Source organism: Spirillospora sp. NPDC048824, assembly GCF_043198455.1.
In the GTDB taxonomy this organism is placed as follows: domain Bacteria; phylum Actinomycetota; class Actinomycetes; order Streptosporangiales; family Streptosporangiaceae; genus Spirillospora.
In genome coordinates, this window is the sequence record NZ_JBICUS010000010.1 from 209,148 (window position 1) to 233,890 (window position 24,743).

General features: G+C 71.3%; 23 protein-coding genes and 2 pseudogenes. 17 read left to right on the forward strand and 8 right to left on the reverse strand.

The window, feature by feature from the left end; all coding sequences use genetic code 11:
- The first annotated feature begins 171 nt into the window (after positions 1–171).
- Positions 172–1,056, forward strand: coding sequence for an endonuclease/exonuclease/phosphatase family protein (locus tag ACGFIS_RS21690; protein WP_392903529.1), 885 nt, complete (start codon positions 172–174; stop codon positions 1,054–1,056).
- Positions 1,057–1,105: 49 nt separating this feature from the next.
- Here the strand turns inward: ACGFIS_RS21690 and ACGFIS_RS21695 are convergent, their stop codons facing one another.
- Together ACGFIS_RS21695 and ACGFIS_RS21700 are read right to left on the reverse strand one after the other, a co-directional pair.
- Positions 1,106–2,665, reverse strand: coding sequence for a long-chain-fatty-acid--CoA ligase (locus ACGFIS_RS21695; RefSeq protein ID WP_392903526.1), 1,560 nt, complete (start codon positions 2,663–2,665; stop codon positions 1,106–1,108).
- Positions 2,666–2,752: 87 nt separating this feature from the next.
- Complete coding sequence (locus ACGFIS_RS21700) at positions 2,753–2,923, reverse strand: hypothetical protein (protein WP_392903523.1); 171 nt, start codon at positions 2,921–2,923, stop codon at positions 2,753–2,755.
- 214 nt (positions 2,924–3,137) lie between these two features.
- Here ACGFIS_RS21700 and ACGFIS_RS21705 point away from each other — a divergent pair, with 214 nt between their 5' ends.
- Positions 3,138–3,863, forward strand: coding sequence for a response regulator (locus ACGFIS_RS21705; protein WP_392904050.1), 726 nt, complete (start codon positions 3,138–3,140; stop codon positions 3,861–3,863).
- Positions 3,860–4,975, forward strand: coding sequence for a sensor histidine kinase (locus ACGFIS_RS21710; protein WP_392903521.1), 1,116 nt, complete (start codon positions 3,860–3,862; stop codon positions 4,973–4,975). The genes ACGFIS_RS21705 and ACGFIS_RS21710 overlap by 4 nt, the downstream gene beginning before the upstream one ends.
- Before the next feature lie 79 nt (positions 4,976–5,054).
- Here ACGFIS_RS21710 and ACGFIS_RS21715 read toward each other — a convergent pair whose 3' ends face one another.
- Complete coding sequence (locus ACGFIS_RS21715; protein WP_392903519.1) at positions 5,055–5,432, reverse strand: hypothetical protein; 378 nt, start codon at positions 5,430–5,432, stop codon at positions 5,055–5,057.
- Positions 5,433–5,641: 209 nt separating this feature from the next.
- Here ACGFIS_RS21715 and ACGFIS_RS21720 point away from each other — a divergent pair, with 209 nt between their 5' ends.
- From ACGFIS_RS21720 to mptB, 3 genes and pseudogenes are all read left to right on the forward strand, one after another.
- Positions 5,642–5,977, forward strand: coding sequence for an STAS domain-containing protein (locus ACGFIS_RS21720; protein ID WP_358453622.1), 336 nt, complete (start codon positions 5,642–5,644; stop codon positions 5,975–5,977).
- A 187-nt stretch (positions 5,978–6,164) separates the two neighbouring features.
- On the forward strand, positions 6,165–6,896 hold the full coding sequence (locus ACGFIS_RS21725; RefSeq protein ID WP_392903515.1) for a glycosyltransferase family 2 protein: 732 nt from the start codon (positions 6,165–6,167) through the stop codon (positions 6,894–6,896).
- A pseudogene (mptB, locus tag ACGFIS_RS21730) lies at positions 6,893–7,783 on the forward strand (polyprenol phosphomannose-dependent alpha 1,6 mannosyltransferase MptB); the annotation flags it as partial. The gene ACGFIS_RS21725 and the pseudogene mptB, both read left to right, overlap by 4 nt.
- Before the next feature lie 526 nt (positions 7,784–8,309).
- On the opposite strand, the gene ACGFIS_RS21735 reads toward mptB, so the two are convergent.
- On the reverse strand, positions 8,310–10,580 hold the full coding sequence (locus ACGFIS_RS21735; RefSeq protein WP_392972265.1) for a hypothetical protein: 2,271 nt from the start codon (positions 10,578–10,580) through the stop codon (positions 8,310–8,312).
- A gap of 54 nt (positions 10,581–10,634) precedes the next feature.
- Between ACGFIS_RS21735 and ACGFIS_RS21740 the strand changes: the two genes are divergently transcribed.
- The 5 genes and pseudogenes from ACGFIS_RS21740 (at position 10,635) to ACGFIS_RS21760 (ending at position 14,469) form a co-directional block, all read left to right on the forward strand.
- On the forward strand, positions 10,635–11,978 hold the full coding sequence (locus ACGFIS_RS21740; protein ID WP_392903511.1) for a glycosyltransferase 87 family protein: 1,344 nt from the start codon (positions 10,635–10,637) through the stop codon (positions 11,976–11,978).
- Positions 11,978–12,436: a DUF4446 family protein gene (locus ACGFIS_RS21745; protein WP_392904048.1), complete on the forward strand. Its 459-nt coding sequence runs from the start codon at positions 11,978–11,980 to the stop codon at positions 12,434–12,436. Before ACGFIS_RS21740 ends, ACGFIS_RS21745 begins: the two co-directional genes overlap by 1 nt.
- A 170-nt stretch (positions 12,437–12,606) precedes the next feature.
- Positions 12,607–13,545 (forward strand): prephenate dehydratase, encoded by a 939-nt coding sequence (pheA, locus tag ACGFIS_RS21750; RefSeq protein ID WP_392903508.1) that lies wholly within the window; start codon positions 12,607–12,609, stop codon positions 13,543–13,545.
- A 143-nt stretch (positions 13,546–13,688) separates the two neighbouring features.
- Positions 13,689–13,817: pseudogene (locus ACGFIS_RS21755) on the forward strand (UbiC family transcriptional regulator); the annotation flags it as partial.
- Between the two features lie 28 nt (positions 13,818–13,845).
- On the forward strand, positions 13,846–14,469 hold the full coding sequence (locus ACGFIS_RS21760) for a GntR family transcriptional regulator (protein ID WP_392903505.1): 624 nt from the start codon (positions 13,846–13,848) through the stop codon (positions 14,467–14,469).
- Here ACGFIS_RS21760 and ACGFIS_RS21765 read toward each other — a convergent pair.
- Together ACGFIS_RS21765 and ACGFIS_RS21770 are read right to left on the reverse strand one after the other, a co-directional pair.
- The gene (locus ACGFIS_RS21765) at positions 14,380–14,811 is read right to left on the reverse strand and encodes a type II toxin-antitoxin system VapC family toxin (protein ID WP_392903503.1); all 432 of its coding nucleotides are present in this window, start codon (positions 14,809–14,811) and stop codon (positions 14,380–14,382) included. The two genes, ACGFIS_RS21760 and ACGFIS_RS21765, sit on opposite strands and share 90 nt — an antisense overlap.
- On the reverse strand, positions 14,796–15,167 hold the full coding sequence (locus tag ACGFIS_RS21770; protein WP_392903501.1) for a hypothetical protein: 372 nt from the start codon (positions 15,165–15,167) through the stop codon (positions 14,796–14,798). Before ACGFIS_RS21770 ends, ACGFIS_RS21765 begins: the two co-directional genes overlap by 16 nt.
- Positions 15,168–15,300: 133 nt before the next feature.
- Here ACGFIS_RS21770 and ACGFIS_RS21775 point away from each other — a divergent pair, with 133 nt between their 5' ends.
- The 5 genes from ACGFIS_RS21775 (at position 15,301) to ACGFIS_RS21795 (ending at position 20,797) form a co-directional block, all read left to right on the forward strand.
- Positions 15,301–16,023, forward strand: a complete 723-nt coding sequence (locus tag ACGFIS_RS21775) for a DsbA family oxidoreductase (RefSeq protein ID WP_392903498.1) — start codon at positions 15,301–15,303, stop codon at positions 16,021–16,023.
- Between the two features lie 126 nt (positions 16,024–16,149).
- The gene (locus ACGFIS_RS21780; protein ID WP_392903495.1) at positions 16,150–17,793 is read left to right on the forward strand and encodes a hypothetical protein; all 1,644 of its coding nucleotides are present in this window, start codon (positions 16,150–16,152) and stop codon (positions 17,791–17,793) included.
- A gap of 14 nt (positions 17,794–17,807) precedes the next feature.
- Positions 17,808–18,656, forward strand: coding sequence for a class I SAM-dependent methyltransferase (locus tag ACGFIS_RS21785; RefSeq protein ID WP_392972267.1), 849 nt, complete (start codon positions 17,808–17,810; stop codon positions 18,654–18,656).
- 10 nt (positions 18,657–18,666) lie between these two features.
- Complete coding sequence (gene serS, locus ACGFIS_RS21790) at positions 18,667–19,926, forward strand: serine--tRNA ligase (protein WP_392972269.1); 1,260 nt, start codon at positions 18,667–18,669, stop codon at positions 19,924–19,926.
- Positions 19,927–19,990: 64 nt separating this feature from the next.
- Complete coding sequence (locus tag ACGFIS_RS21795) at positions 19,991–20,797, forward strand: Cof-type HAD-IIB family hydrolase (protein WP_392903488.1); 807 nt, start codon at positions 19,991–19,993, stop codon at positions 20,795–20,797.
- A 52-nt stretch (positions 20,798–20,849) separates the two neighbouring features.
- Here the strand turns inward: ACGFIS_RS21795 and ACGFIS_RS21800 are convergent, their stop codons facing one another.
- Together ACGFIS_RS21800 and ACGFIS_RS21805 are read right to left on the reverse strand one after the other, a co-directional pair.
- Positions 20,850–21,398, reverse strand: a complete 549-nt coding sequence (locus ACGFIS_RS21800) for a bacterial proteasome activator family protein (protein WP_392903486.1) — start codon at positions 21,396–21,398, stop codon at positions 20,850–20,852.
- Between the two features lie 10 nt (positions 21,399–21,408).
- A complete protein-coding gene (locus ACGFIS_RS21805; protein WP_392903483.1) occupies positions 21,409–22,365 on the reverse strand; it encodes an NAD(P)H-quinone oxidoreductase in 957 nt (318 codons plus the stop codon).
- Positions 22,366–22,538: 173 nt separating this feature from the next.
- On the opposite strand from ACGFIS_RS21805, the gene ACGFIS_RS21810 reads away from it, so the two are divergent.
- A complete protein-coding gene (locus ACGFIS_RS21810) occupies positions 22,539–24,740 on the forward strand; it encodes an AAA family ATPase (protein ID WP_392972271.1) in 2,202 nt (733 codons plus the stop codon).
- Positions 24,741–24,743 lie beyond the last annotated feature (3 nt).

The following is a 24,743-nucleotide window of genomic DNA, read 5'->3' on the forward strand; positions in this document are numbered from 1 at the left end:
GGACGGGGGCCCGGCGAGATCACTCGCCGGGCCCCTAGCCTTGGTCGCGGAAATCGCCGCATCCTTCCACCCGAATCGTGAATGACCGACTGGTCGCGAACCGCTGACAAAAGCGATCTTGATGTGGTGAGATTCCGCCATCATCCCCGCTGACTGTCCCCTGGAGAACGTGTGCGATCCCCCCGCGCCCTGATCCCCCTCTTCGCGGTCTGCGCGGCCGCCGCGGTCGTGACCGCGGCCGCCACCGGTGCCGGCATCGAGGACATGCCGGGCGGCGGAGGCCCCGCCCACGCCGACGGTGCGGCCCCCCGCCCCGACGCCGTGACGATCAATGCGATGACCTGGAACGTCTGCGGCGACGCCGACCCCGGCTGCCCGCTCGGCACCGCCCCGGCCGCCCTCGGAAAGCAGATCGTCCAGCGGATGGGCGCCACCGAGGTCGGCGGACGCGAGGTCGCCACGAACGCCGTCCTCCTCCAGGAGGTCTGCGAAGGCCACATCCGCGACTTCAAGAAGGCCCTGGGCAAGTGGAGCTGGGCGTTCACGCCGCTCCCCAAGGGCCCCGAGTGCGCGCGGGGACAGGGCCGCCTCGGCGTCGCCATCGGCACCGACGCCCCGCTCACCGGCACCGGCGAGAGCAAGCTGCCCGCGCCTCCCGGCCAGGCCCACGTCGCGCTGTGCGGCGAGGTCACGTCCTGGGCGACCCGGGTCTGCGTCACGCAGCTCAGCTCGTCCGAGAACGGTGAATGGCGCCGCAAGCAGGCCCGCGCCCTCGTCGACCTCGCCGGCGCCGGCCGCGTCCTCGTCGGCGGCGACCTCGCCGACACCCCGGGCAGCCCGGCCCTCGACCCGCTCTACGACGTCTACGCCGAATGCGACCAGTCCGGCTCGTCCCGCACGGGCGCCAAGACGCGCCAGAACTGGCAGGGCACCGCGGTCGCCAAGACCGACTACCTCTTCATCACCAAGTCGGCCGCCGTCTCCTGCAGCGTCCCCGCCACCCGCACCAAGGCGTCCGACCACCGCCCGCTGTCCGCCGTGGTCCGGTACCTGTGATGCGAAAGCCCCCGGTGTCAGGCGGCTGACACCGGGGGCCCGCGATGGCCTAGTTCACGGCGCGGTCCTGGCCCTCCCAGTAGGGGTCGCGGAGTTCGCGCTTGAGGATCTTGCCCGTGGGGTTGCGGGGGATCTCGTCGCGGCGCTCGACGGAACTGGGGCACTTGAAGTGCGCCAGATGCTCCCGGCAGTAGTCGATGATGTCCTGCTCCGGGACGTCCGACGCCAGCACGACGAGGGCCTTGGGCGTCTCGCCCCACTTCTCGGACGGAACGCCGATCACCGCGCAGTCGGTGATCTCCGGGTGGCTCATCAGGGTGTTCTCGATCTCGGCGGGGTAGATGTTCTCCCCGCCCGAGATGATCATGTCCTTGACCCGGTCGTGCATGTAGACGTAGCCGTCCTCGTCGAGGTAGCCGATGTCGCCGGTGCGGAACCAGTTGTCGTCGGAGAGGGCGGACGTGGTCGCGTCGGGCAGGCCCCAGTAGCCCTTCATGTTCTGCGGGGTCTGGCAGACGATCTCCCCGACCTGGCCGACGGGGACCTCCTCCTGCGTCGCCGGGTCCACGATCTTGATCTTGGTGTTGGCGTTGGGCAGGCCGGCGCTGCGCAGCCGGTGCGGGTTGGGGCCGTCCGGGTCGTGGTCCTCGGCGGGCAGCATGGTGATCGCGCCGGTGACCTCCGTGAGCCCGTACACCTGCATGAACTCGGTGCCCGGCAGCATCCGCATGGCGCCGCGCAGCACGTCCTCGCTGATGGGGGACGCGCCGTACAGCAGCAGCTGGAGGCTGGACATGTCGGCCTCGGCGACCTCTGGGATCAGCTGCATGAACTGCAGCAGAACCGGGACGAGGAAGATGTGCGTGACCCGGTGCCTCTCGATGCCCTTCGCGATCAGCGTCGGGTCGGGCTCGCGCGCGATGACGCCGGTGAGGCCGTTGTAGACGGAGGAGACCGTGAGGACGTTGCCCGCCACGTGGTACATCGGCATCGCGACCATCAGGACGGACGACTCGTCGATGTCCCACACGTCGTTGGTGACGGTCAGCGCCGCGAAGAAGTTGTCATGCGTGAGCATGACGCCCTTGGGCCGGCCGGTGGTGCCCGACGAGTAGAGCTGGACGAACACGTCCGAGGTGGCGGGCTCGTGGTCGGGCCGGGTGCCGGACGCGGAGTCGATCCAGGCGGCGTAGTCCTCGTAGGCGGCGGTGTCGGTGCCGTTGATGACCACCTTGTGGGTGGTGTGCTCCAGCCTGTCGGCGATCGCGTCCAGGACGGGGACGAACTCGGGGCCGACGATGAAGATTTTCGCCTGTGCGTTGTTGACGATGTAGGCGACCTCGTCCGGCGCCAGCCGGTAGTTCACCGGCACCTGGACCGCGCCGATCCGCGCCGCGCCGAAGAGCTGCTCGGCGTACTCCAGGGAGTTCTTGTCGAGCACCGCGACACGGTCGCCCTGCCCGACGCCGGCGGCCGACAGCGCGGAGGCGACCCGGTCGACGCGCCGGTCGAAGTCGCCGTAGGTGATCTCCGTTTCGCCCGCGATGTACGCGACACGATCGGGATGCGAGCTTGCGCGTTCGCGCAGCACCTCGGTAAGGCCTGGCACGATATGTCCCTTCGCCGATGACCGCCTGGTTATTCCGGCATCATGCGGTCACCGGCGATGCCCCGGCAAGAGGGGCGGCCCACTTGGCTAGTTGCTTTTTGACATCTTGGACACGGCGGTTACGGCAAGTACCACCACGACGGCGATGAGTCCGATGAAGAAGAAGAACTTCAGCATCGCGAACAACGACCCGATGAGGGTCATCACCAGCCATATCGCGAGGATGACACCGAAGACGGTCAGGACTGTCTTACCCATGCCCCCACCGTAGGCGCTCCTCTTGCGGCAGTCATCACCCTTTGGGACGACCCTGGGCAGATCAGGCCCCGCCGCTCGGCGGAGGCCCACCCTGATGCAGACCTCCGGGGTGCCGCCGGCGGGTAGTCCTGCTCGGGACGTGGATGGTTCTTACAGGGTGATGACGGACGAGGCGGTTCCGTTGTGCGCGCCGTAACGTGTGGACGTGAACTCCGTGTCCCATGCCGGCCGCGTCCTGGTGGTCGACGACGATCCGACCGTCGCCGAGGTCGTCGCCCGCTACCTGGCCCGCGACGGGCACGAGGTGGTGTGCGTCGCCGACGGCAGGGCCGCCCTGCGCAAGGCCGTCGACCATCCGCCCGACCTCGTCGTCCTGGACCTGATGCTGCCCGGGATGGACGGCCTGGAGGTGTGCCGGCGGCTCCGCGAGACCTCGACCGTCCCGATCGTGATGCTGACGGCGCTCGGCACGGAGACCGACCGGCTCATCGGGCTGGAGACCGGCGCCGACGACTATGTGACCAAGCCGTTCAGCCCGCGTGAGCTGGCGCTGCGCGTCCGGTCGGTGCTGCGCCGGGCGCGGGGCGCGCTCGTGCCGACCGGCCCGTCCGGTCCGCTGCGCGACGGCGACCTGGTCGTGGACGTCAGCGCGCACGAGGCCGGGCTGCGCGGCGAGCATCTGGCGCTCACGTCCCGCGAGTTCGACCTGCTGGCGTTCCTGCTCCGCCATCCCCGGCAGGCGTTCACCCGCGACGAGCTGCTCGAACGCGTCTGGGACTGGACGTTCGGCGACTCCTCCACGGTCACCGTGCACGTCCGCAGGCTCCGCGAGAAGATCGAGGACGATCCGACCGCGCCGCGCCGCATCGTCACGGTCTGGGGCGTCGGCTACCGGTACGAGCCCGCCGAACCGGAGACCCCGGGAGACGACCGATCATGATCCCTTTCGAGGACCTCCTCTGGGTCGTCTTCTACGCGGCCCTCGCCGCGTTCGTCGTCGCGGCCGTCGCGCTCGGCGCCCTGTACCTGCTGCGCGCCCGCTCTGTCGCCACCCAGCTGATCGTCGTGGGTGCGGCGACCGTGCTGGCGACCATCTCCGGCATCCTCGTGATCTCGTTCATGATGCTGCTGAACGACCATGACCGCGCGGTCGTGCTCGCCGTGGTGACGTCCGCCGGGCTGGTCGCGATGGCCGTGTCGGTCCTTCTCGGACGCCGCCTGGTGGCGGCGAACCGGACCCTCGTGGAGGCCGTCCGCGCCGACCGCTTCCGGCCGCCGTCCGCGCACCTGCCGGCGGAGCTGGCCGAGCTGTCGCGCGAGCTGGAGGCCGCCTACGACCGGCTGGCGGAGTCCCACCGACGCGAGCAGGCCCTCGAAACCAGCCGCCGCGAGCTTGTCGCCTGGGTGAGCCACGACCTGCGCACCCCGCTGGCGGGCCTGCGGGCGATGGCCGAGGCGCTGGAGGACGAGGTCGTCGCCGACCCGGGAACCGTCCACCGCTACCACGGGCGCATCCGCGTCGAGGTGGAGCGGCTCACCGAGATGGTGGACGACCTGTTCGAGCTGTCCCGCATCCATGCCGGGGCGCTGCGCCTGTCCCGGCAGCGCGTCGGCCTCGCCGACCTGGTCGCCGAGGCCGTCGCAGGCGCGGAGGCCCTGGCCCGCGCGAAGGGCGTCCGGCTGCACGGCGACGTCCGGGAGGGCCTGCCCGTCCAGGTGGACACGGGTGAGCTGGGACGCGCGCTGCGCAACCTCGTCGTCAACGCGATCCGGCACACGCCGAGCGACGGCGCGGTCGAGATCATCGGTGAGGTCAGCGGCGGGGAGGCGCGGGTGACGGTGGCGGACGCCTGCGGCGGCATCCCCGAGGACGACCTGCCGCGCGTGTTCGACGTCGCGTTCCGCGGCGAGGCGGCCCGGACTCCGGGCGGCGGCGCGGGTCTCGGCCTCGCGATCGCCCGCGGCATCGTGGAGGCCCACGCGGGCGAGATCGGCGTCGCGAACGACGGTCCGGGCTGCCGTTTCGAGGTCCGCCTGCCGCTGATGACGTGAGGCGGAACCGGTGCCGGGCGGGTTCCCGTTCGAGCAGGTTCCCGGTCGTGCGGGCTTCGGTCGTGCGGGTTCCGGCCGGTCAGGTGCTGAGGGTCTCGTCGATCGCGCGGAACGTGGGGCAGGGCCAGCGGGACATGCAGGCGCGGCAGCGGCGGATGGGGCTGCCGGGGTCGCTGGTGATGCCGCCGGCCTCCTGGGGGCGGTGCAGATCGAGGAGGCGCACGCTCAGTTCGGCGAACGTGATGACCTCCTCGCGGGCCCCCGCGAGGAAGGCGAGGTCTTCGCGGGACAGACGCGCTTTGACGGGGATGAACCCGCTCGCGTTCACGAGGCGTGACAAGTATTGGGTGGACGTCCGCCACGAACTGGACTTCGCGGAGCGCGCGCGGATCGTCTCCAGGCGTTCCCGCAGCCGGGTCTCTCTAGGGTCGGCGTCGTGTCCATGCCGCTGTTGCACCTGCTCAGCCTCTCCTACTCGGGTCGCCCGCGAGGCGGGAACCGGGAGAACGCCGGACCGGCCGCGAACATCACCAACGGTGAGATCATGACATTACGGTGCGTAGTTCTCAAAGCGTACGGGACTGCCCGCGCGCCGACACGCCCGCCCCACAGGGGACTTGGTGAACTGTCTGGCCCGCGGGCCTTTCCCGAGATAGTGTGCCGGACGTGGAGCTAAACGTCTCGACCGCGTCTCAGGAGGGTCACGCCGTCGTCACAGCGATCGGTGAGCTTGACCTGTACACCGCGCCCAGGTTGCAGGCGGCCCTCGCGGGTCTGCTGCGCGACCAGGTCAACCGCATCGTGGTCGACCTGAGCGGTGTCGAGTTCTGCGACTCGACCGGCATGAACGTGCTGCTTGCGGCCATGAAGCGGCTCAAGGAGCAGGGCGGCTCGCTGGAACTCGCCGCCCCCCGCCCGGCCGTGAAGCGGATCCTGCAGGTCACCGGGCTCGACACCGTTTTCACCGTGACCGACGCGGCGCCGGCCATGGACGCGGGCTGATCCGTCCGACCCGCCCGATCGGCGGCTCGCCGGGGTGAACCTCGGGGGGTCGCCGCTTCAGCATCCCCTCCGTCTTGCGCGGCCGGGGTGAAGAGCGCCCCTCACGCGGGTGGCCCGCGGGTAACGGGTCGGGGCGTTCCTCCCGCCGATCCCCGCCGCGCGCCCGTCCCCGACTACCATCGCGGATATGCAGGACGTAGCGGTGATCATCCCGGCCAAGGACGAAGCCGACCGCATCGCGGCCACCGTCAAAGCCGCCCAGGAACTCCCGGGCGCCGACCTGGTCGTGGTGGTCGACGACGGCTCGTCCGACGGCACCGGGCGGGTCGCCCGCGACGCCGGGGCCCGAGTCGTCCGGCACAGCCGCAACCGGGGCAAGGGCGCCGCGATGGAAAGCGGCGCCGAGGCCGTCCGGCTCCTCGACGACGGCCGCGACCAGCCGCGTCACCTGCTGTTCCTCGACGCCGACCTGGCCGAGACCGCCCGGGAGGCCGCGCCCCTCACCGAGCCGGTGCGGGCCGGCGACGCCGACATGACGATCGCGGTGTTCACCACGACGGTGAAGCTCGGCGGGCACGGTTTCGTCGTCCGGCTCTCCCGCGACGGGATCCGCCGCGCCACCGGCTGGGAGGCCACCGCCCCCCTCAACGGGCAGCGCTGCCTGACCCGCGCCGCGTTCGACGCCGCGCTGCCGCTGGCCGCCGGGTTCGGCGTGGAGACCGCGCTCACCATCGACCTCCTCCGCAAGGGGTTCCGGGTGGAGGAAGTGGAGGTCCCGCTCGCGCACCGCGCCACCGGGACGGACTGGCGCGCCCAGTTGCACCGCGCCCGGCAGTTCCGGGACGTGGCCAGGGCCCTCGCCGTGCGCGAACCGGCGGTGGCCCGCCGCGTGGACCGCCTGCGCGGCAGCCGCCCATGACCCGTCTCGGGACGGGCGGGCTGTGCGGCATCGGAGCCGGCGTCGCATGCTTCCTCGTCACCGCACTGCTGGGCCCGTCCGTCTTCCAGCCCGCACTGGAGGGCGCGCCGGGTGAGCCGCCCTACTCACTGACCGCCCACCCGTCGCCGTACCTGGTGATCGGGCTCGTCGTCGCGGGCATCGTCGCGAGCGCCGTGGGCCTCGGGCTCTGCCTCGCCGCGGTCCGGAAGGGCTGGCGCGTCCGGCCGCTGCCGCTGCTGATGGCCGGGCTGCTCGCGGCGGTCGCGTTCATGATGATGCCGCCGGTCGGGTCCACCGACCACCTGAACTACGCCTCCTACGGGCGGATGGCGGCGACGGGCCACGACCCGTACGCCACCAGCGCCGCCGAGCTGCCGCACGACCCGGTCGCGGGGGCACCCGAGGAGTGGCGCACGACACCGTCGGTGTACGGGCCGATCGCCACGGGGGAGCAGGCGCTCGCCGCGTGGATCGGCGGCGGGTCCGTGCGGCTGACCGTGTTCGTCCTGTCGGTGTTCAACGTGCTCGCGTTCGCGGTGACGGCGCTGATCCTCTACCGGACGGCCGGGAGCGAGACACGGCGGCTTCGCACGGCGCTGCTGTGGACGTGCAACCCGCTGGTGCTGTTCCACCTGGTCTCGGGTGCGCACAACGACGTCCTCGCGATCGCGCCGATGGTCGCGGCCCTCGCCGTCGTCGGCGGCCGGGCACGCCGCGGCCGGGCGCGCGGCGGCTGGCTGCGCGCGCTCGCCGCGGGCGCCCTCGCCGGGGCCGGCACGGCGGTCAAGCTGCCCGCCGCCCTCGTCGCCGGCGGGCCCGCCTGGGTCCTGCTACGCGAGACGTGGACGCGGCGCGCATGGCGGCCGGCCGCCCGGCTCGCCGCGCTGGCGGGCGGCGCCGGAGCCGTCACGGCGATCTCCTACCTGCTCGCTGGGCCGCACGCGCTCGACCAGGTCCGCGAGGCGAGCGACATGGTCTCGTTCGCCACCCCCTGGCATCTGCTGGACGAGTCGCTCGGACGCGGCTCGCAGCGCGACGTCATCAAGGCGGGCGCGCTGCTGCTCGGCCTCGGGCTGTTCGTGCTGCTGGCCCGCACGCTTCCGAAAGACCCACTGCCCAAGGACGCGCTGCCCAAGGACGCGATCCGCGACGACACGGTCGCATCGGACGGTGACAACCGCCGTATCGCGGCGGCGTTCGTCCTCGCCTGGCTCTTCGCCGCCCCCTACGCGCTGCCCTGGTACGACGGGTTCGGCTGGGCGCTGCTTGCCCTGCTCCCCTGGACGCGTGTCGACTGGGTCCTGCTCGCCCACACCGCCGCGCTCAGCCTCGCCTACCTTCCGGCCCGCGCCCCCGCCCGGATCATGCTGCCGGACGACCTGTCGTGGCTGTTCACCGTCGTTCGGCCGACGGTGATTCCGTGGACTCTGGTCGCGGTTCTGACGGTTCTGGTGGTGCAGAGTCTTCGTTTCTCAGGTCGATCTCCAGTGACCGGACGCCCGCGGCGAGCATCAGCGGAGTCGACAGGCTGAACGCGACCGACAGGATCACCACGCCCGAGTCGTTCACCAGCATCCCGATGACGCCGACCGCCAGCGCGCAGATCAGCGACGGGCGCATCGTCAGGCTGTGCTCGTAGGCGCGCTGCAGCAGCGACACCCGCCACCGGGTCGGGCGCGCCAGAACGAAGAACAGGAACACGACCGCCGCGGCGACCGCCAGCGTGTACGGCCAGTACCCGAGGCTGTTCACCATGGCGTCGAACTTGCGGGTGACGATGCCCCAGGCCTCGCCGTCCATGAGGTCCCGCCAGAACCGGCCGAGATGCGTCGGGTTGGCGCTCCGGGAGTTCAGGAAGGAGATGAACAGCACCAGCGCCGCGCCGGCCAGGCCGAACGACGCGAGCCTGACCGCCGAGACGCGCCGCCCCGTCACCATCAGGCCGAGCATCGCGAACGCCGGCACCATCGCCAGCACGCCGCCGAAGTCGCTGCCCCATGCGGGGAGCCCGTCGACCGCGACGGCGAACGCACCGATCACCACGACGATTCCGAGCGCGAGCCTCTTGCGGCCCGCGCGCAGCGGGTACTCCGCCAGCCACCCCGCCGTCAGGATCGAGGCGACGGCGAACAGCGAGAACGCCTGGTTGCCGAACCCGTAGAAGCGCCCGGCGACCAGCGCGGTGTACCCCATCAGCGTGTTGAGCTGGAGGTTCGACCCGGTCATGACGTCCAGCGCGAGGACGCCGGCGGTGACTCCGGTGATCACCAGCCCGGGCGCGAACGAGGACCGGCGCCACGGACCGGCGAGCGCCAGGCCGGTCAGCAGCCCGGCGAAGCCGAGCACGGTGCAGATCAGCACGGGGGTCGGATGCGCGGCCCGCCACCACGGCAGCAGCCCCGCGAGGAACGACGCGGCCGGCGCCGCCCCGCCGAGCAGCGCTATCACGCGGGTGCCGCCGAGTATCCGCGCCCGTGACCTGCGGTCGCCGCCGAGGCGCCGCAGGGCGAGCGCCGCGATCCCGTACAGGACGAGCTGCGTCGCGAACAGCACCCAGTAGAACGACGTCTGGACCGTCCGGATGCCCTGCGCCGCGACGTCGGAGTCCTCCAGCGACTCCACGCGTTCGGCCGTGCTGTCGTCCGACGGCTGCGGCTGCCAGACCGACCCGACGGCCTGCTTCGGCTGCGGCAGCCCGAGGAACTTCATCGTCGTCGCGGTGAGGTCGGTGAGCGTGACCAGGCCGTCCTGCCGGGTGGCGGTGGACGTCATGTACCCGGGGCCGTAGGTGAGGTCCCCGCCGGCTTCGCCCTTGGCGATGGCGACGCGCAGGTGCGGGTCGACACCGACGTCGGACAGCCCGGCCAGCAGGACCGTCGTCCCCGCGGGGATGTTGTTCACGACCTGCGAGACCCGGCGGTCGGCGGCGGCCGTGGCGTCGGCGCGGGTCCGGTCCGACAGCGGGATCTGCTCGCCGTCCGGGTCGACCCCCGCGTCGATGTAGCCGCGGAACAGGCCGTCCACGTCGACCGCGGTGAGGGGGCAGCGGGCCCAGTCGGCGGCGGTCGCCTCGTCGGGGGACGGGACGTAGTGGTCGACCCGCCCGCCGCCGTCGCCGACGCCGAACACCGCGCCGGGCCCGACCGCCGTCGTGCAGCCGCCCGCCGCCTTCACCGCGTCGCCGAGCAGGCCGATCTGGGCGTGGTAGTCGGTGTCGGCGTTGTCGCTCTTGATCGCCGGCCAGCCGGGGGCGATGGCGCCGCCCTCGGGCGGCGGGCCCGTGGGGGAGTGATGCCCGGACAGGATCGGGGCGGCCGGGAGCGCGCAGTCGCCGTGCGGCAGCCGGGACCGCTGCCCCGCCGACAGCGTCAGCCACGCGTCCGTCGGGCACGTGTTGACCCGTGTCGTGCGGACGGACAGGCTCGCGGCGGAGCCCTGCGCGGTCAGCTCCCACAGCGCGGGCGTGTTCTCCCGGTCGACGTCGCTCCACAGCAGCCCCGGAACACCGACGACCACGACCCGGCCGCGGATGGCCGACGCGCCCGCGGCCGCCTCCTGAGCGGACGCGCCGCCGGCCTGGGCCGCGGACGACCCGGGCAACCCCACCAGTACCGTGACGAGGGTCGCGAGGAACATGGCGATCTTTGCTCCCCGCGAAGTCATGGCGTTCAGGCTACAAGAGCCATACCGTGCCAGAGGGGCCATATCCTGCGGGCTGTGGACGGTCCCAAGGCGCAGGTCGTGAGCGAACCCCGTGACGGGGCCGAGCCCCCGCCCGTCCCCACCGGGCGGCGGTGGGCGCGGGCCGATCTGCTGATCCTCCTGGCGGGCGTCGTCGTCGCCGTGGTCGCCGTCACACCGGTCGTCACCCGCTGGCTCGGCAACGAGCCCGACCAGCGGCTCGTCGACCTGGAGGTGTACCGGGACGGCGGACGGGCCATCCTGCGCGGTGCGCCGCTCTACGAGGTCCTGACGCAGCCGCCGCAGTTCCTCCCGTTCACGTATCCGCCGTTCGCCGCGGTCCTGGCCGTCCCGTTCACCCTGCTCCCCTGGCGCGCCGCGCAGCTGGTGTGGACGGCCCTCGTCTACGCCGCGCTGGTGGCCGCGGTCTGCTACGCGTTCCGCGACCTCATCCGCCGGTTCGGACGCTGGGCTCCGCTCGCCGCGGGCGTCCTGGTCGCCGCGATGACGTGGCTGGAACCCGTCCGGGACCAGTTCCGCTTCGGCCAGGTCGGGCTGTTCCTCCTCGCCATGTGCCTGGCCGACTGCTGTGCCCGCACGGCCCGCTGGCCGCGCGGGATGCTCGTCGGCCTCGCCGTCGCGATCAAGCTGGTGCCGGGCGTCTTCCTCATCTGGTTCCTGATCACCGGGCGGCGGGACGCGCTGGGCAACGCGCTGCTCACCGCCGCCGCGGCGACCCTCGGCGGGTTCGCGCTGCTGCCGTCCGACTCGTCCGACTACTGGTTCCACGTGCTGCTGCAGGGCGGCGACCGGACGGGTGCGGTCGACGGCACCACGAACCAGGCGGTCCACGGCATCGTCGCGCGGATCCTGGACGAGGGGCCCGCCCGCACGCTCGTGTGGCTCGCCCTCGCGCTGGTCGTCGCGTACTACGGCTTCCGGTGGGCGCGCCGCACGTCCCAGGCCGCCGATCTCCGGGCCGGGGCCGACTCCGCGAGCCTGCTCCTCGCCTCGGTCGCGATCGCCGGGCTCCTGTCCGTCGTGCTGTCGCCTGTGGGGTGGATCCACCATCTCGTGTGGATGATCGCCGTCATCGCGGCTTTGGCCGGTGATGGTCGCGACACGCGAAGATGTCTTTTCGCGTTCGTCCTGTGGCTGCTGTTCCTGTTCCCGATCCCGTGGTGGGCGCGAAGCATGATCGGCCCAGATCACTCCGTGGTCTCGGTTTTCGCGGGCCAGGTCCTCCGCGACTCGTTCGGCATCGCCGCCCTCGTCTCGGTTCTCGCGCTCGGAACCTGGCTCGTGAAACGGGTCCGGCCGCAAGTCGCCCACGAGGATCTTTCGCAACACGAGGTCCGGATGGGTACTCTCAGCCCGTGATGCTTGTCGCGGTGGCCGTCGCCGGCCTGGTCGCGGGGGTTGCGGGCCTGTCCATCGCGGTGGTCGCCCACAACCGGGTGAACCAGGTCGTCGACGAGTGCGGAGAAATGCTCAGGCGCCAACTCCAGGTCGCCAGTGGATCGGTGGACGAGCGCGCCATGCGCGACCTCGCGATCGTCCACTACGACGCCCTCAAGGAGATGTCGGGACACCGGTCCTTCTCACTCGCCCTGATCAACGCGGTCGGGGACGGGGTCGTCGTCAGCTCCATCAACGGGCGGACCGAGACGCGGACCTACGCAAAGGCCGTCCAGGCCGGGCATCCCGTCGAGATGCTCTCCCCCGAGGAGAACCAGGCCCTGCGCGCGGCGAAGCTCGGCAAGGGTCCCGCCGTGTCGATGGACGACCCGCTCGCCGACTTCGGCAACGGCGACCGTACCTCCACCGCACGTGCTTGAAGCGCCCCGCGCCTGATCGGGCCGGCGGTCTTCCCTGGCCGGACGGCCTTGACCGGCCGGGCGGTAGCCTTGAGGCACATTCCGCTCACCAGTGACACGCGCACCGGTGACCCAGCACAAGCGACCCAGCACAAGCGACCCAGCACAAGCGACCCAGCACCGGGGGACCCGTGACCGCAGACAGCAGGCCAGCGCGCTACGCCTACCTGGGTCCGCGGGGCACGTTCACCGAGGCGGCGCTGCTGACCCTCCCGGACGCCGCCGCGGCCGAGCACGTCCCGTACTCGACCGTCCCGGCCGCGCTGGAGGCCCTGCGCCGCGGCGAGGCCGACTCCGCCGTCGTGGCTCTGGAGAACTCCGTCGAGGGCTCCGTCCCGACCACGCTGGACGAACTGGCCACCGGTGAGGCCCTCCAGATCGTCGGCGAGATCCACCTGCCGGTCTCGTTCGCGCTGCTCGTCCGGCCCGGCACCGCGATGGCCGACATCAAGACCGTCGCGTCCCACCCGATCGCGCAGCCGCAGTGCCGCCGCTGGCTGCTGGAGAACGTCCCGGACGCCGAGTGGCGCGCCGCGACGTCCAACGCCGAGGCCGCCCAGCACGTCGCCGACGGCCACTACGACGCGGCCCTCGCCGGCTCGTTCGCCGCGTCCCGCTACGGCCTGTCCGTCCTCGCCGAGGACATCCACGACGTCGCCGACGCCGTCACCCGCTTCGTCGTCCTGCACCGCCCCTGCACGCCGCCCGCCCCGACCGGCATGGACAAGACGACCGTCGTCGCGTTCATCGGCGAGGACCACCCGGGCGCGCTGCTGGAGATCCTCACCGAGTTCTCCGTGCGCGGCATCAACCTCACCCTGATCCAGTCCCGACCCACCGGGGCCGGTCTCGGCTCCTACCTGTTCTGGATGGACTTCGAAGGCCACGTCGCGGACGCCCGCGTCGGTGAGGCCCTGATGGGCCTGCGCCGCGTCTGCTCCGACCTCCGCTTCGTCGGTTCCTATCCCCGCGCCGACCAGATCCGTCCCGAGATCCGCCGCGGCACCCACGACGACGCCTTCACCAAGGCCGCCGCCTGGCTCGAAGCCATCCGCACCGGCCAGGGGTAGCCGGCGTGGCCTTGGTAACCGTCGGTTGACCCACGCACCTCGTACTCCCCGCCCCTCAGCGTGGCCGGTTAGGGATCATCGGACCCGTCCACATCCATAATGGTTCTCGCGAGAAGTACTCCCTCAATGAGGGCGCGGCGGCGGTGGTCCGGCGGCGGACGATCAGTCTTGACGACAGACCAGTCGAGCTGGCCGATTCGTGGTATCCCACCGCAATCGCGGCCGGGACCGCTCTTGCTCAGCATGGAAAAATCAAGGGCGGTGCGGTGACGCTCCTGGCCGATCTCGGGTTCACCGTTCATGAGGCGCGAGAAGAGATCGAGGTTCGCGCCCGGGGCGCAGTTGCCCTCGACCGCGTACCTGGTGGACGAGTTCGGGGTGTCCAACACCACCGTGCAAAAGGCCCTGAGCGTACTCAAGGGCGAGGGCTATCTGACAAGCCGGCAGGGCAAGGGCGTGTTCGTTCGCGAACGCCAGCCGTTCAGAGTCGAGGCCGACACCTACTTCGAACCTACGCCGGGAGGGTATTCGTACGAGTTGCTGGAGGTGGCCGAAGTGGCGTCGCCGACCGAAGTCGCCAGGGCGCTCGGACTGGAGGCCGGTGACCCGGTGCAGTTGCGTCACCGATTGCTCAGGCACGGCGGACGGCCGGTCGAGGTCGATTGGTCGTACTACCCGCTGGAACTGGCCCGCGGCACCGGTCTGGCCGAACAACGCAGGATACGGGGCGGTGCGCCGCGAGTGCTGGAGGAGCTGGGATCCCCGCAGCGTGCGCCCCCGGAGAGGGCGGCCCACGATTCTCGGTCTTCGGTGGTCGCGCGACCCCGAGTCTTCTCACACGTGGAAGACGGCGATGCGCTCGTTCTTGGGGCGCTCGGGTTCTTCGACCAGCCGGTTGAGATCATCCGGGTCGCTGGTGAGTAGCACGACCGGGCGAGCGGCCCCCAATGCGGTCACGGCCACCACCGCGTCTATGGCGCACCGATGTCCGGACAGCCCGGTGTTGCCCAGCAACTCTCCAGCGCGACGGGCCATGAGCGGTGTGACGGGAAGCGTCGTGATACGCGACAAGACCTGGTGTATCCGCGCGTCACGCGGCCTGCCGCGCAGTACCTCGGTCAGCGTGATGGCGCTGACCACGACACTGGCCCTGCGGGCACGCGCCGTGTCGAGATATGCGCGCGGAAGCGGGTGACCCTCGGCGAGTTTGGCCAGGCCCTCACTGTCGAGGACGAGAGTTCCACCGGTGGCTACTCGTCTGGCCACGTGTTTCCTGCCTGCGCGAGATATTCCTCGGGTATCGGGCCGTGCTCGTCTTCCAGAAGCGTGGACAACTCGGCCAGCAAGTCCAACTCCAGTTGGTGGGCGACGGCCTCGGTCACGTACCGGCTGAACTCTCCCTTGCCGACACGCTGCTGCACAGCGGCGGTGAGCTCTTCTGGCAACGAGACACTGACCTTGCGGGCGCGGCCCAGCGAGTGGAGATTCTCGGCGGGTTCGTCCAATTGGTCGCCAGCATTGTGAAGCCACTCGGTCACGGACCGGAGCGCCTTCTGAGCCCCGGTGTCGGTATCCGTCGACTCCGGTTCCCCGGCCGCGGGCTCATACGGCATAGCGTTCATGCCTCGATGCTACCGCCGGTGGTAAGTGGATGGTCAAGGACTTCGATCTTTCGTCCGCTTCGTCCGGCCGGAAATCGATCAGGGCCGGGGATTGTTGTAGAAGATTCAACCGTCCCGGGAGAGGTGCCCTGCCATGCGCGTCGAGATCTGGTCCGATGTCATCTGCCCCTGGTGCTACATCGGGAAGCGGCAGTTCGAGCAGGCGCTGGACGGGTTCGGGCATCGCGACCAGGTCGAGGTGGTGTACCGGGCCTTCCAGCTCGACCCGTCGTTCCCCGAGGGCGAGACCATGGACGTCGCCGACATGCTGGCCGGCAAGTACGGCATGTCGCGTGAGCAGGCCGTCGAGATGAACCGGCAGATGGAGGAGCGCGCGGCCGGGGTGGGTCTGGAGTACCACCTGGAGGGCGGCCGCTCGGGCAACACCGCGGACGCGCACCGGATGATCCACCTCGGGGCGGAGCACGGCGTGCAGGACGCGGTCGTCGAGGCCCTCTTCAAGGCCCACTTCACCGACCGCCGCTCGGTCTTCGACCACGACTCCCTGGTGGAGGTCGTGGCGGAGGCGGGCCTGCACGCGACCGAGGCGCGCGAGGTGCTCACGTCCGGCCGGTTCGCCTCGGACGTGGACGCCGAGCAGCGCGCGGCGCGCGACATCGGTGCGACCGGCGTCCCGTTCTTCGTCATCGACCGCCGCTACGGCGTCTCGGGCGCCCAGCCCACCGAGACGTTCGCGGAGGTCCTCGGCAAGGCGTGGGCGGAGGCCAACCCCGCGCTGACGACGATCGGTGACGAGGCCGCCGCCTGCACCGACGACACCTGCGCCGTCCCCGCGGACGACTCCCCGCCCAGGTAACCCAACTGTGACCGCCCGGTAGACCGGAGCCGGTAAACCCGTGGTGGATCTTGAGCGTCATCTCCACACCAGCAATCAGTGGCACGTCCGCTGACCGCTGGATGGACATGACGATGGAGGTTCCTGGTGCGCCGGTTGATCGCCCTGTTGACGGCTCTCGCCGTGACGTTCTCACTCGCCTCCGTGCCGGCGGACGCCGCCGCCGTCTCGGCGCGGATCAAAGACGTGCGGATCCTGTCTCCCGGTGCGGCCACGACGCAGATCGAAGTGGCGGCCGAAGGCATCGCCGACATCACCAAGGTGCGCGCCGTCGTGTACGCGTACATGCACGGTTCCCCGAAGACGCTCAGCGTCGACGACTTCGAGTTGGTCGAGGGGACGGTGCGGGACGGGGTGTGGCGAACGAAGTCCGCGGTCACCGTCGACCCCGGCCGCTGGTGGGTGGACGTCGAGCTGACCACCACCGAGGACACGCGCCTGTGGCCTCAGCGCGTGATCATCGAGAACGGGCTCGACTCAGTGATCACCGACTTCGAGGTCACCCCGGACATCGTCGACGTCGACCACCCCGAGGTCGCGTTCAGCGCGCGGCTGATGAGCCGTAGCGCCGGCGGTGACCTGGCAGCGGTGCAGGGCGCCACGCTGCGCCTGATCGGCGTGAACGGCCCGATCCCCTCGGCGGTCACCGGGGCGGACGGCCGGGCGCAGGGGACCGCGAACTTCACCTGGACGGGCTACGCCCGGCTGCACTACGACGGCGGCTTCATGTACCGGCCCAGCCGCAGCGCGGAGGTCCAGGTCACGATGCGGCGGCTCCAGACCCGGGTCACGCTGAGCATGCCCGACCGGCTGATCGTGGGCGACCAGGTCACCGTCAGCGGGCGGCTCGAACGGCAGGACCGCGACGGTGCCTGGGCGCCGCTGGCGGGCAAGCAGGTCAACCTCCAGTTCGACCCGGCGACCGGCGGCGACTGGAGGACGGTCGCGACCCCGACGACCGACGCCGCCGGCGACTACAGCACGAAGGTGACCGTCACCGAGAACGGCGCGTGGTCGATCCAGTTCGCGAACGACCCGGTCGGCCTGCCGGGCGACTACCATTACTATGTCTCGTCCGAGGCGCACACCAGCGTCCGGATGGTCGCGTACCGGACGAAGATCATTGACGGGAACGCGTGGCCTGAGCCGGTCGGCAGGGGCAACATGGTCACCGGGAGCGGGCGCGTGATGAACCAGCTCGCGGACGGCAGCTGGGTCGGTGCTCCGGCGAACGCGACCGTGCAGCTGCAGTTCTCCACCGACCGCAGCAAGTGGAGCAACAAGGGCCTCGTGGGCGTCAGCGGTGACGGAACGTTCAACGTCCAGGGGCGCGCGGACCGGGACGGATACTGGCGCCTGGTCGTCCCCCGCAGCGGCTACGCCGAGCCGTCCGTCAGCGGCACCGACTACATCGACGTCAGGTACCGGACGCGGATCCTCGACTTCAACGCGGCACCGGAGCCTGTGACGAAGGGCGGCACCGTCACCGTGATGGGGTCGCTCCAGCGGGAGACCGACAAGTGGAAGCCCTACGCGTCGAAGAAGATCAAGTTCTACTTCCTGCCCAAGGGCTCGTCCACGTGGACCTACCTGGGCTCGCAGAACACCGACGAGTACGGTCGTTTCCGCAAGGGCTTCAAGGCGTCCAAGGACGGCACGTGGCGTGCGTACAGCGGCGCCGCGACCAGCTACATCAAGACCTACCGGGACGACTACGTGGACGTGCGCTGACGTAGGCTGCCTGGGTGGCCAAGGACTTCGATCTCTACGAGCGGGAACTGTGGGCCGGGCGCGCCTCCGCGTACGAGCGGGGGTTCGCCCGGCTCACCCGTTACATGGTCGGCCCGCTGCTGGACGCCGCCGGTGTCGCGGACGGGATGCGGTTCCTCGACGTGGGGACGGGCCCGGGGTTCGTGTCCCGGGAGGCGGCCCGGCGCGGCGCCGACGTGTCGGCGATGGACGCCGACCCGGACATGGCCGAGACCGCCCGCCGGAACGTCCCCGGCCTCGACGCGCACGTCGCGATCCTGCCCGACGTGCCGTTCGCGGACGGGGAGTTCGACGCCGTCGCCGGCAACTTCGTCATCAACCACGTCGGTTCCCCCGGCAGGGCGCTCGCGGAACTGCGGCGCGTCCTGCGGCCGGGTGGGCGGCTGGCGCTGAGCTGCTGGGTGATGCCGGGCAGCGGCGCCCTCGGGATCGTCCGGGAGGCGATCGAGGAGGCGGGCGTGCCGTGGCCGGACGACATTCCGGAGCCGCCGTTCATGGAGTACGGCGAGGCGGTGGCGTTCCGGCGGCTGGTGGCGGAGGCGGGGTTCACCGACGTGGCCGTCGAAGAGGTGACGTGGGAGCACGTCGCCGACCCCGAGGACTGGTGGGAGGCGGGCGCGCTGTCGAAGGTCGGCACCAACGGCGTCATCGTCGGGCGGCAGGACCCCGGGACCGTCGCGCGGATCAAGGACGCCTACGACCGGATCATCGCCGGGTACGCGGTGGAGGACGGCAAGGTCGCGCTGCCCGCGCACGCGCTGCTGGCCAGCGGCGTCCAGGAGAACGGCGATATGCGCGCGCGGCGGAGGGGCCCGGGCCGGTAGCCTCGGGTCTGTGATTGACCTGCGAGCTCTTCGAGAGGATCCCGAGCGGCTGCGCGCCTCGCAGCGCGCCCGCGGTGAGGATGACGCCGTCGTCGACCGGCTGCTGGACGTGGACGAAAGGCGCCGCTCGGCGCTGACGTCCTTCGAGCAGCTCAGGGCGGAGCAGAAGAGTTTCGGCAAGTCGGTGTCCAAGGCGCAGGGCGACGAGCGGCAGGCGCTGCTGACCCGCGCGAAGGAGCTGGCGCAGCAGGTCAAGGAGCGCGAGGCGGAGGCCGACCGGCTCGGCGGGGAACTCGAGACGCTGATGAAGGGCGTCCCGAACCTCATCGAGGACGGCGCCCCGCCCGGCGGCGAACAGGACTTCGTCGTCCTGGAGCATGTCGGCGAGCCGACGGCGTTCGACTTCGAGCCCAAGGACCACCTGGAGCTGGGGGAGAGCCTCGGCGCCATCGACATGGAGCGCGGCGCGAAGGTGTCGGGCGCGCGGTTCTACTATCTGACGGGTGTGGGCGCGCGGCTGCAGTACGCGCTGCTCAACCTCGCCATGGAGCAGGCCGTCGCGGCCGGGTTCGTCCCGATGTACCCGCCGGTCCTGGTGAAGCCGGAGGCGATGGAGGGCACCGGGTTCCTCGGCGCGCACGCCGCCGAGGTGTACCGGCTTCCGGACGACGACCTGTATCTGGTCGGGACGTCGGAGGTGCCGCTCGCCGCGTACCACATGAACGAGATCATCGACGACCTGCCGCGGCGGTACGTGGCGTGGTCGTCGTGCTTCCGCCGCGAGGCGGGCTCGTACGGCAAGGACACTCGCGGCATCATCCGCGTCCACCAGTTCGACAAGGTGGAGATGTTCTCCTACTGCGACCCGGCCGACTCGCACGCCGAGCATCTGCGGCTGCTGGAGTGGGAGAAGGAGATGCTCGCCAAGGTCGAGATCCCGTACCGGGTGATCGACGTGGCGGCGGGCGACCTGGGGTCCAGCGCGGCGCGCAAGTACGACTGCGAGGCGTGGGTGCCGACGCAGAACACCTACCGCGAGGTCACCTCCACGTCCAACTGCACCGAGTTCCAGGCGCGGCGTCTCGCGGTGCGCCACAAGGACGCCGACGGCAAGAACCAGCCGGTCGCCACCCTGAACGGGACGCTGGCGACCACCCGCTGGATGGTCGCGATCCTGGAGAACCACCAGCGGGCGGACGGAAGCGTCCGCGTGCCGGAGGCGCTTCAGAAGTTCCTCGGCATGGACGTCCTGGAGCCCGTGAAGCGTTGACGCCCGGCGGTGAGGGTGTCCGGGGTGTGGCTTATGGTGTGAGCCATATGCCCTGGAAGGTGACATGACCGACTCCTCCGTGCCGCGCGTGATCGCCACCGACCTCGACGGAACGATCGTGCGCTCCGACGGGACGATCTCCGCCCGCACCGTCGCCGCCCTGGCCCGCGTCGAGCGGGCCGGGGCGATGCTCGTCATGGTCACCGGGCGGCCGCCGCGCTGGATGAAGGAGATCGCCACTGCCGTCGACCACCACGGCGTCGCGATCTGCGCCAACGGGGCCGTCCTGTACGACCTGCACACCGAGACGGTCCTGAAGGCCGAGGAGATCCCGGCGCCCGTGATCGCCGAGACGGTCGGGCGGCTCCGCTCCATCGCACCCGAGCTGCGGTTCGCCGTCGAGCACCCGGACGGGTTCCTCTTCGAGGACAGCTACGACCTCGGACGCTGGGACGCGAAGGCCCTCGGCGGCCGTCCCGTGGGCAGCGAGGAACTCGTGACCCACCGCGGAACCAAGCTGCTCGCGTTCCATCCCGAGGCCGATCCGGACTCGCTCTCGGAGAAGGCGGTCGAGGCCGTCGGCGACCTCGTCACCGTCACCCACTCGTCCGGGCGGGGTCTGCTGGAGATGAGCGCGCAGGGCGTCACCAAGGCCAGTGCACTCGCCGCCCTGTGCATCCGGCACGGCATCACGTCCGACGCCGTCACCGCCTTCGGCGACATGCCCAACGACCTGCCGATGCTCACCTGGGCCGGCACGTCGTACGGCGTCGCCAACGCGCACCCGCTCGTGCTCGGGGCCGTCACCCACAAGACGTCCCGCAACGACGACGACGGCGTGGCCGAAGTCATCGAACGACTCTTCCCCTGACGACGCGACGGCCGCACCCCCCGGGCGGGAGTGCGGCCGTTCACGCGGCGTCCTACAGGTAGGGGCCGGACGAACGCGGCCCGGGCTTGGGCGGCTCCTCCTCCGCGCCGGGCGGGAGCATGCCGGCGGGCAGGGCGCGCCGCATCTGCTCAAGCTGGGCGCGCGCCGCCATCTGCTGCGCGAACAGCGTCGTCTGGATGCCGTGGAACAGGCCCTCCAGCCAGCCGACGAGCTGGGCCTGCGCGATCCGCAGCTCCGCCTCGCTCGGCACCGTCCCCTCGGTGAACGGCAGCGACAGCCGCTCCAGCTCCTGGACCAGCTCCGGCGCGAGACCGTCCTCGAGTTCCTTGATGGACGACTTGTGGATCTCCCGCAGCCGCGCCCGGGACGCCTCGTCGAGGGGGGCGGCCTTGACCTCCTCCAGAAGCTGCCGGATCATCCCGCCGATCCGCATGACCTTCGCCGGCTGCTCGACCATCTCGGTCACCGACTTGCCCTCGGACTCGCCCTCACCGCCGCCCTCGAAGGCGATGCCCTTCGGGCCGACCACGAGCACCTGGGGGTCCTGTTCAGATTGGTTCTTCGAAGGCTCGCTCATCATCCTCATATCCTCACACGGTCAACAGGATCTTGCCGATGTGAACGCTCTGTTCGAGCAGGCGGTGCGCGCTCGCCGCGTCCGCCATGGGGATCCGCCGGTCCACGACCGTCCGGACGTCCCCCGACTCCAGCAGCGGCCACACATGCTCCCGGACACCGGCCACGATCTCCGCCTTCTCCTCCGGCGGACGGGCCCGCAGCGTCGTCGCGTGCACCAGCGCCCGCTTGCGGAGCAGCTTGCCGATGTCCAGCTCCGCCTTCGCCCCGCCCTGCAGCCCGATCACCATCAGCCTGCCGCCGACGGCCAGCGCGTCGACGTTCCGGGCCAGGTACTTCGCGCCGATCAGGTCCAGGATGACGTCGTAGGGGCCGCCTCCGACGAAGTCCTCCTCGCGGTAGTTCACCGTCACGTCCGCGCCGAGGTCCCGGCAGCGGGCCGCCTTCTCCGCGCTGCCCACCGTCGTCACCACCCGCGCGCCCCGCGCCTTGGCGAGCTGGATCGCCAGCGTGCCGATGCCGCTGCCGCCGCCGTGCACCAGGAGCGTCTCCCCTTCGCGCAGCCCGGCGAGCTGGAAGACGTTCGACCACACCGTGCACGCGACCTCGGGGAGTCCGGCCGCCTCGACGACGTCCACCCCGCGAGGCACCGGAAGCACCTGCGCGGCGGGCACCGCGACCCGTTCGGCATACCCTCCCCCGCTGAGCAGCGCGCACACCTCGTCCCCGGTGTTCAGTCCGGTCACGTCCGCGCCCAGCTCCGCGACCCGCCCGGACACCTCCAGCCCCGGATACGGGGGAGCGTCCTCCGGAGGCGGGTAGAACCCCTGCCGCTGCATGACGTCCGCGCGGTTCACCGCGCTCGCCGCGACCTCGATCAGCACCTCGCCCGGCTTCGGCGCCGGATCCGGCACCTGCGTCCACTCAAGGACGTCGGGGTCCCCCGGTTCACGGATAACGATCGCATGCATACCCGTCACGCTACCGGGCGCCGCGCACCCCGCCCCCGGCCCCGGCCCCGGCCGCCCCAACGCCTATCTCCACGTGGGATACGTGGTATTGGTGCACAGGTATCCTGCACGGGGACCATTTTGCCCACCTGCTCCGTGTTGATCATCAGAGGCGTGCCCGAGGGGGAAGAACGGTGGCAAGGAACGAGCACGACGGGCGTTCCCTGGAGGAGCGGCTGGCCTCTCTGGACGCGATGAGCGGCGACACGGGCGCGCAGTCCGCGGAGGGCGAACAGAGTGCGCAGCAGGAGAACGCGCCACCGGACGAGGACGCCGGCCGGCCCGAGGCGGAGTCCGCCGCCCAGCCCGAGCCGGAGTCCGAGCAGTCCGACCCCAACGCCAACCCCTGGCTCGCCGCGCCCCCCTCGTTCCAGCAGGCCCCCGAGACCGGTTACCCGCCCCAGACCTTCGGCCCGCCGCAGCCCCCGCCGTACGAGGGCGGCCCCACGCCCCAGCCGTTCGACGGGGGAATGCTGCCGCCGCCGTACGCGGCCGGCGGCTACGACCCGTCCCAGGCCCCCCAGCAGCCCCCGCACCAGCCGCAGCTGTCGCCGTACGACGCCAACGGCAACACCGCCCCGCCCCTCGACCGGCTCCCGCCGTACCCGGCCGACCAGAACGCGCTCGGCCAGCAGTACCAGCCGATCGATCCCGCCACGGGCCAGCCCTTCCCCCAGGACACCGACGCCTCCGGCCGGCCCTACGTGCCGATCGACCCGAACACCGGCCAGCCCCTCCAGCCCGACGCCGGCGCCCAGCCCTTCCCGCAGGACCCGAACGCCGCCGCAGCCCAGTACCCACCGGTCGACCCGGCCACCGGGCAGCCGTACCCGCAGGACCCGGGTGCGGGCGGCGGGCAGTTCCAGGCGGTCGATCCGGCCACCGGCCAGCCGTACCCGCAGTACCAGCCGGTCGACCCGAGCACCGGCCAGCCGTACGGGCAGGACCCGAACGCCGCCGGAGCCCAGTACGCGCCGGTCGACCCCAACACGGGGCAGCCGTACGGGCAAGACCCGAACGCGGGCGGCGGCCAGTACGCGCCGGTCGACCCCAACACGGGGCAGCCCTACATGCAGGACCCGGGTGCGGGCGGTGGGCAGTTCCAGGCGGTCGATCCGGCCACCGGGCAGCCGTACGCGCAGGACCCGATCGCCGCCGGAGCCCAGTACGCACCGGTCGACCCCAACACGGGGCAGCCGTACGCGCAGGGGCCGGCGGGGGCGCAGTACCCGACCATCGACCCCGGCACCGGGCAGCCTCAGCCGCGGTACGGCTACCCCGGCGGGCCGCCGCAGGATCAGCAGGGGTATCCGCAGGCGCTCAACCAGATGATGCAGCCCGCGCCGGGCTACCCGGCGGCGCACCCGCAACAGCCGCAACAGCCGCAGGAGCCGCAGAACGCCGACAGCCTCAGCTCCGAGAACCTTCTCGGTGAGCGGCGCATCGCTCCGTCCTCGGGGTGGCGGCGTGCCGTCTACAAGGCGACCGCGGGCGGCATCCACCCGGGTGAGTCGCAGACCGACCTGCGCCGCAAGGATCTGATCGCACGGGCGCGCACCGTCGTGGCGGGCGGGCACCACCGGGTCGCCGTCATGTCGCTGAAGGGCGGCGTCGGCAAGACGACCACCACGACCGGGCTCGGCTCGATGCTGGGGTCCTTCCGCGGCGACCGCGTCATCGCCGTGGACGCCAACCCGGACCGCGGGACGCTCTCGGACAAGGTCAGGCTGGAAACGGCCGCGACCGTCCGGGACCTGCTCAACAACCGGGACCAGATCCACCGGTACGCCGACGTGCGCGCGTTCACCTCGCAGAACGAGGCCCGGCTGGAGATCCTCGCGTCCGACCGCGACCCGGCGGTCAGCGAGGCGTTCAGCGCCGAGGACTACGCAGCCGTCGCCGTCGTCCTGGAGCAGTACTACTCGGTCTGCATCACCGACTGCGGCACGGGGCTGCTGCATTCGGCGATGGCGGGCGTGCTCAGCCTCGCCGACCAGCTCGTCCTGGTCAGCTCCCCGTCGGTGGACGGTGCCCGCTCCGCGAGCGCCACGCTGGACTGGCTGGAGGCGCACGACCACAGCCACCTCGTCCGCAACGGCGTGGTCGTGCTGTCGATGGTGCGCAACCGCACCCGCAGCCAGGTCGACCTGGACAAGCTGCAGGCCCACTTCGAGAGCCGCTGCCGCGCCGTCGTCCGCATCCCGTACGACGACCACCTGGAGGAGGGCGCCGAGGTCGAGCTGGAGCAGCTCGCTCCCGCGACCCGCGAGGCGTACCTCACACTCGCCGCCGTCGTCGGCGACGGCTTCGCCTACCAGCGTCCCACCGAGTCCTGACCG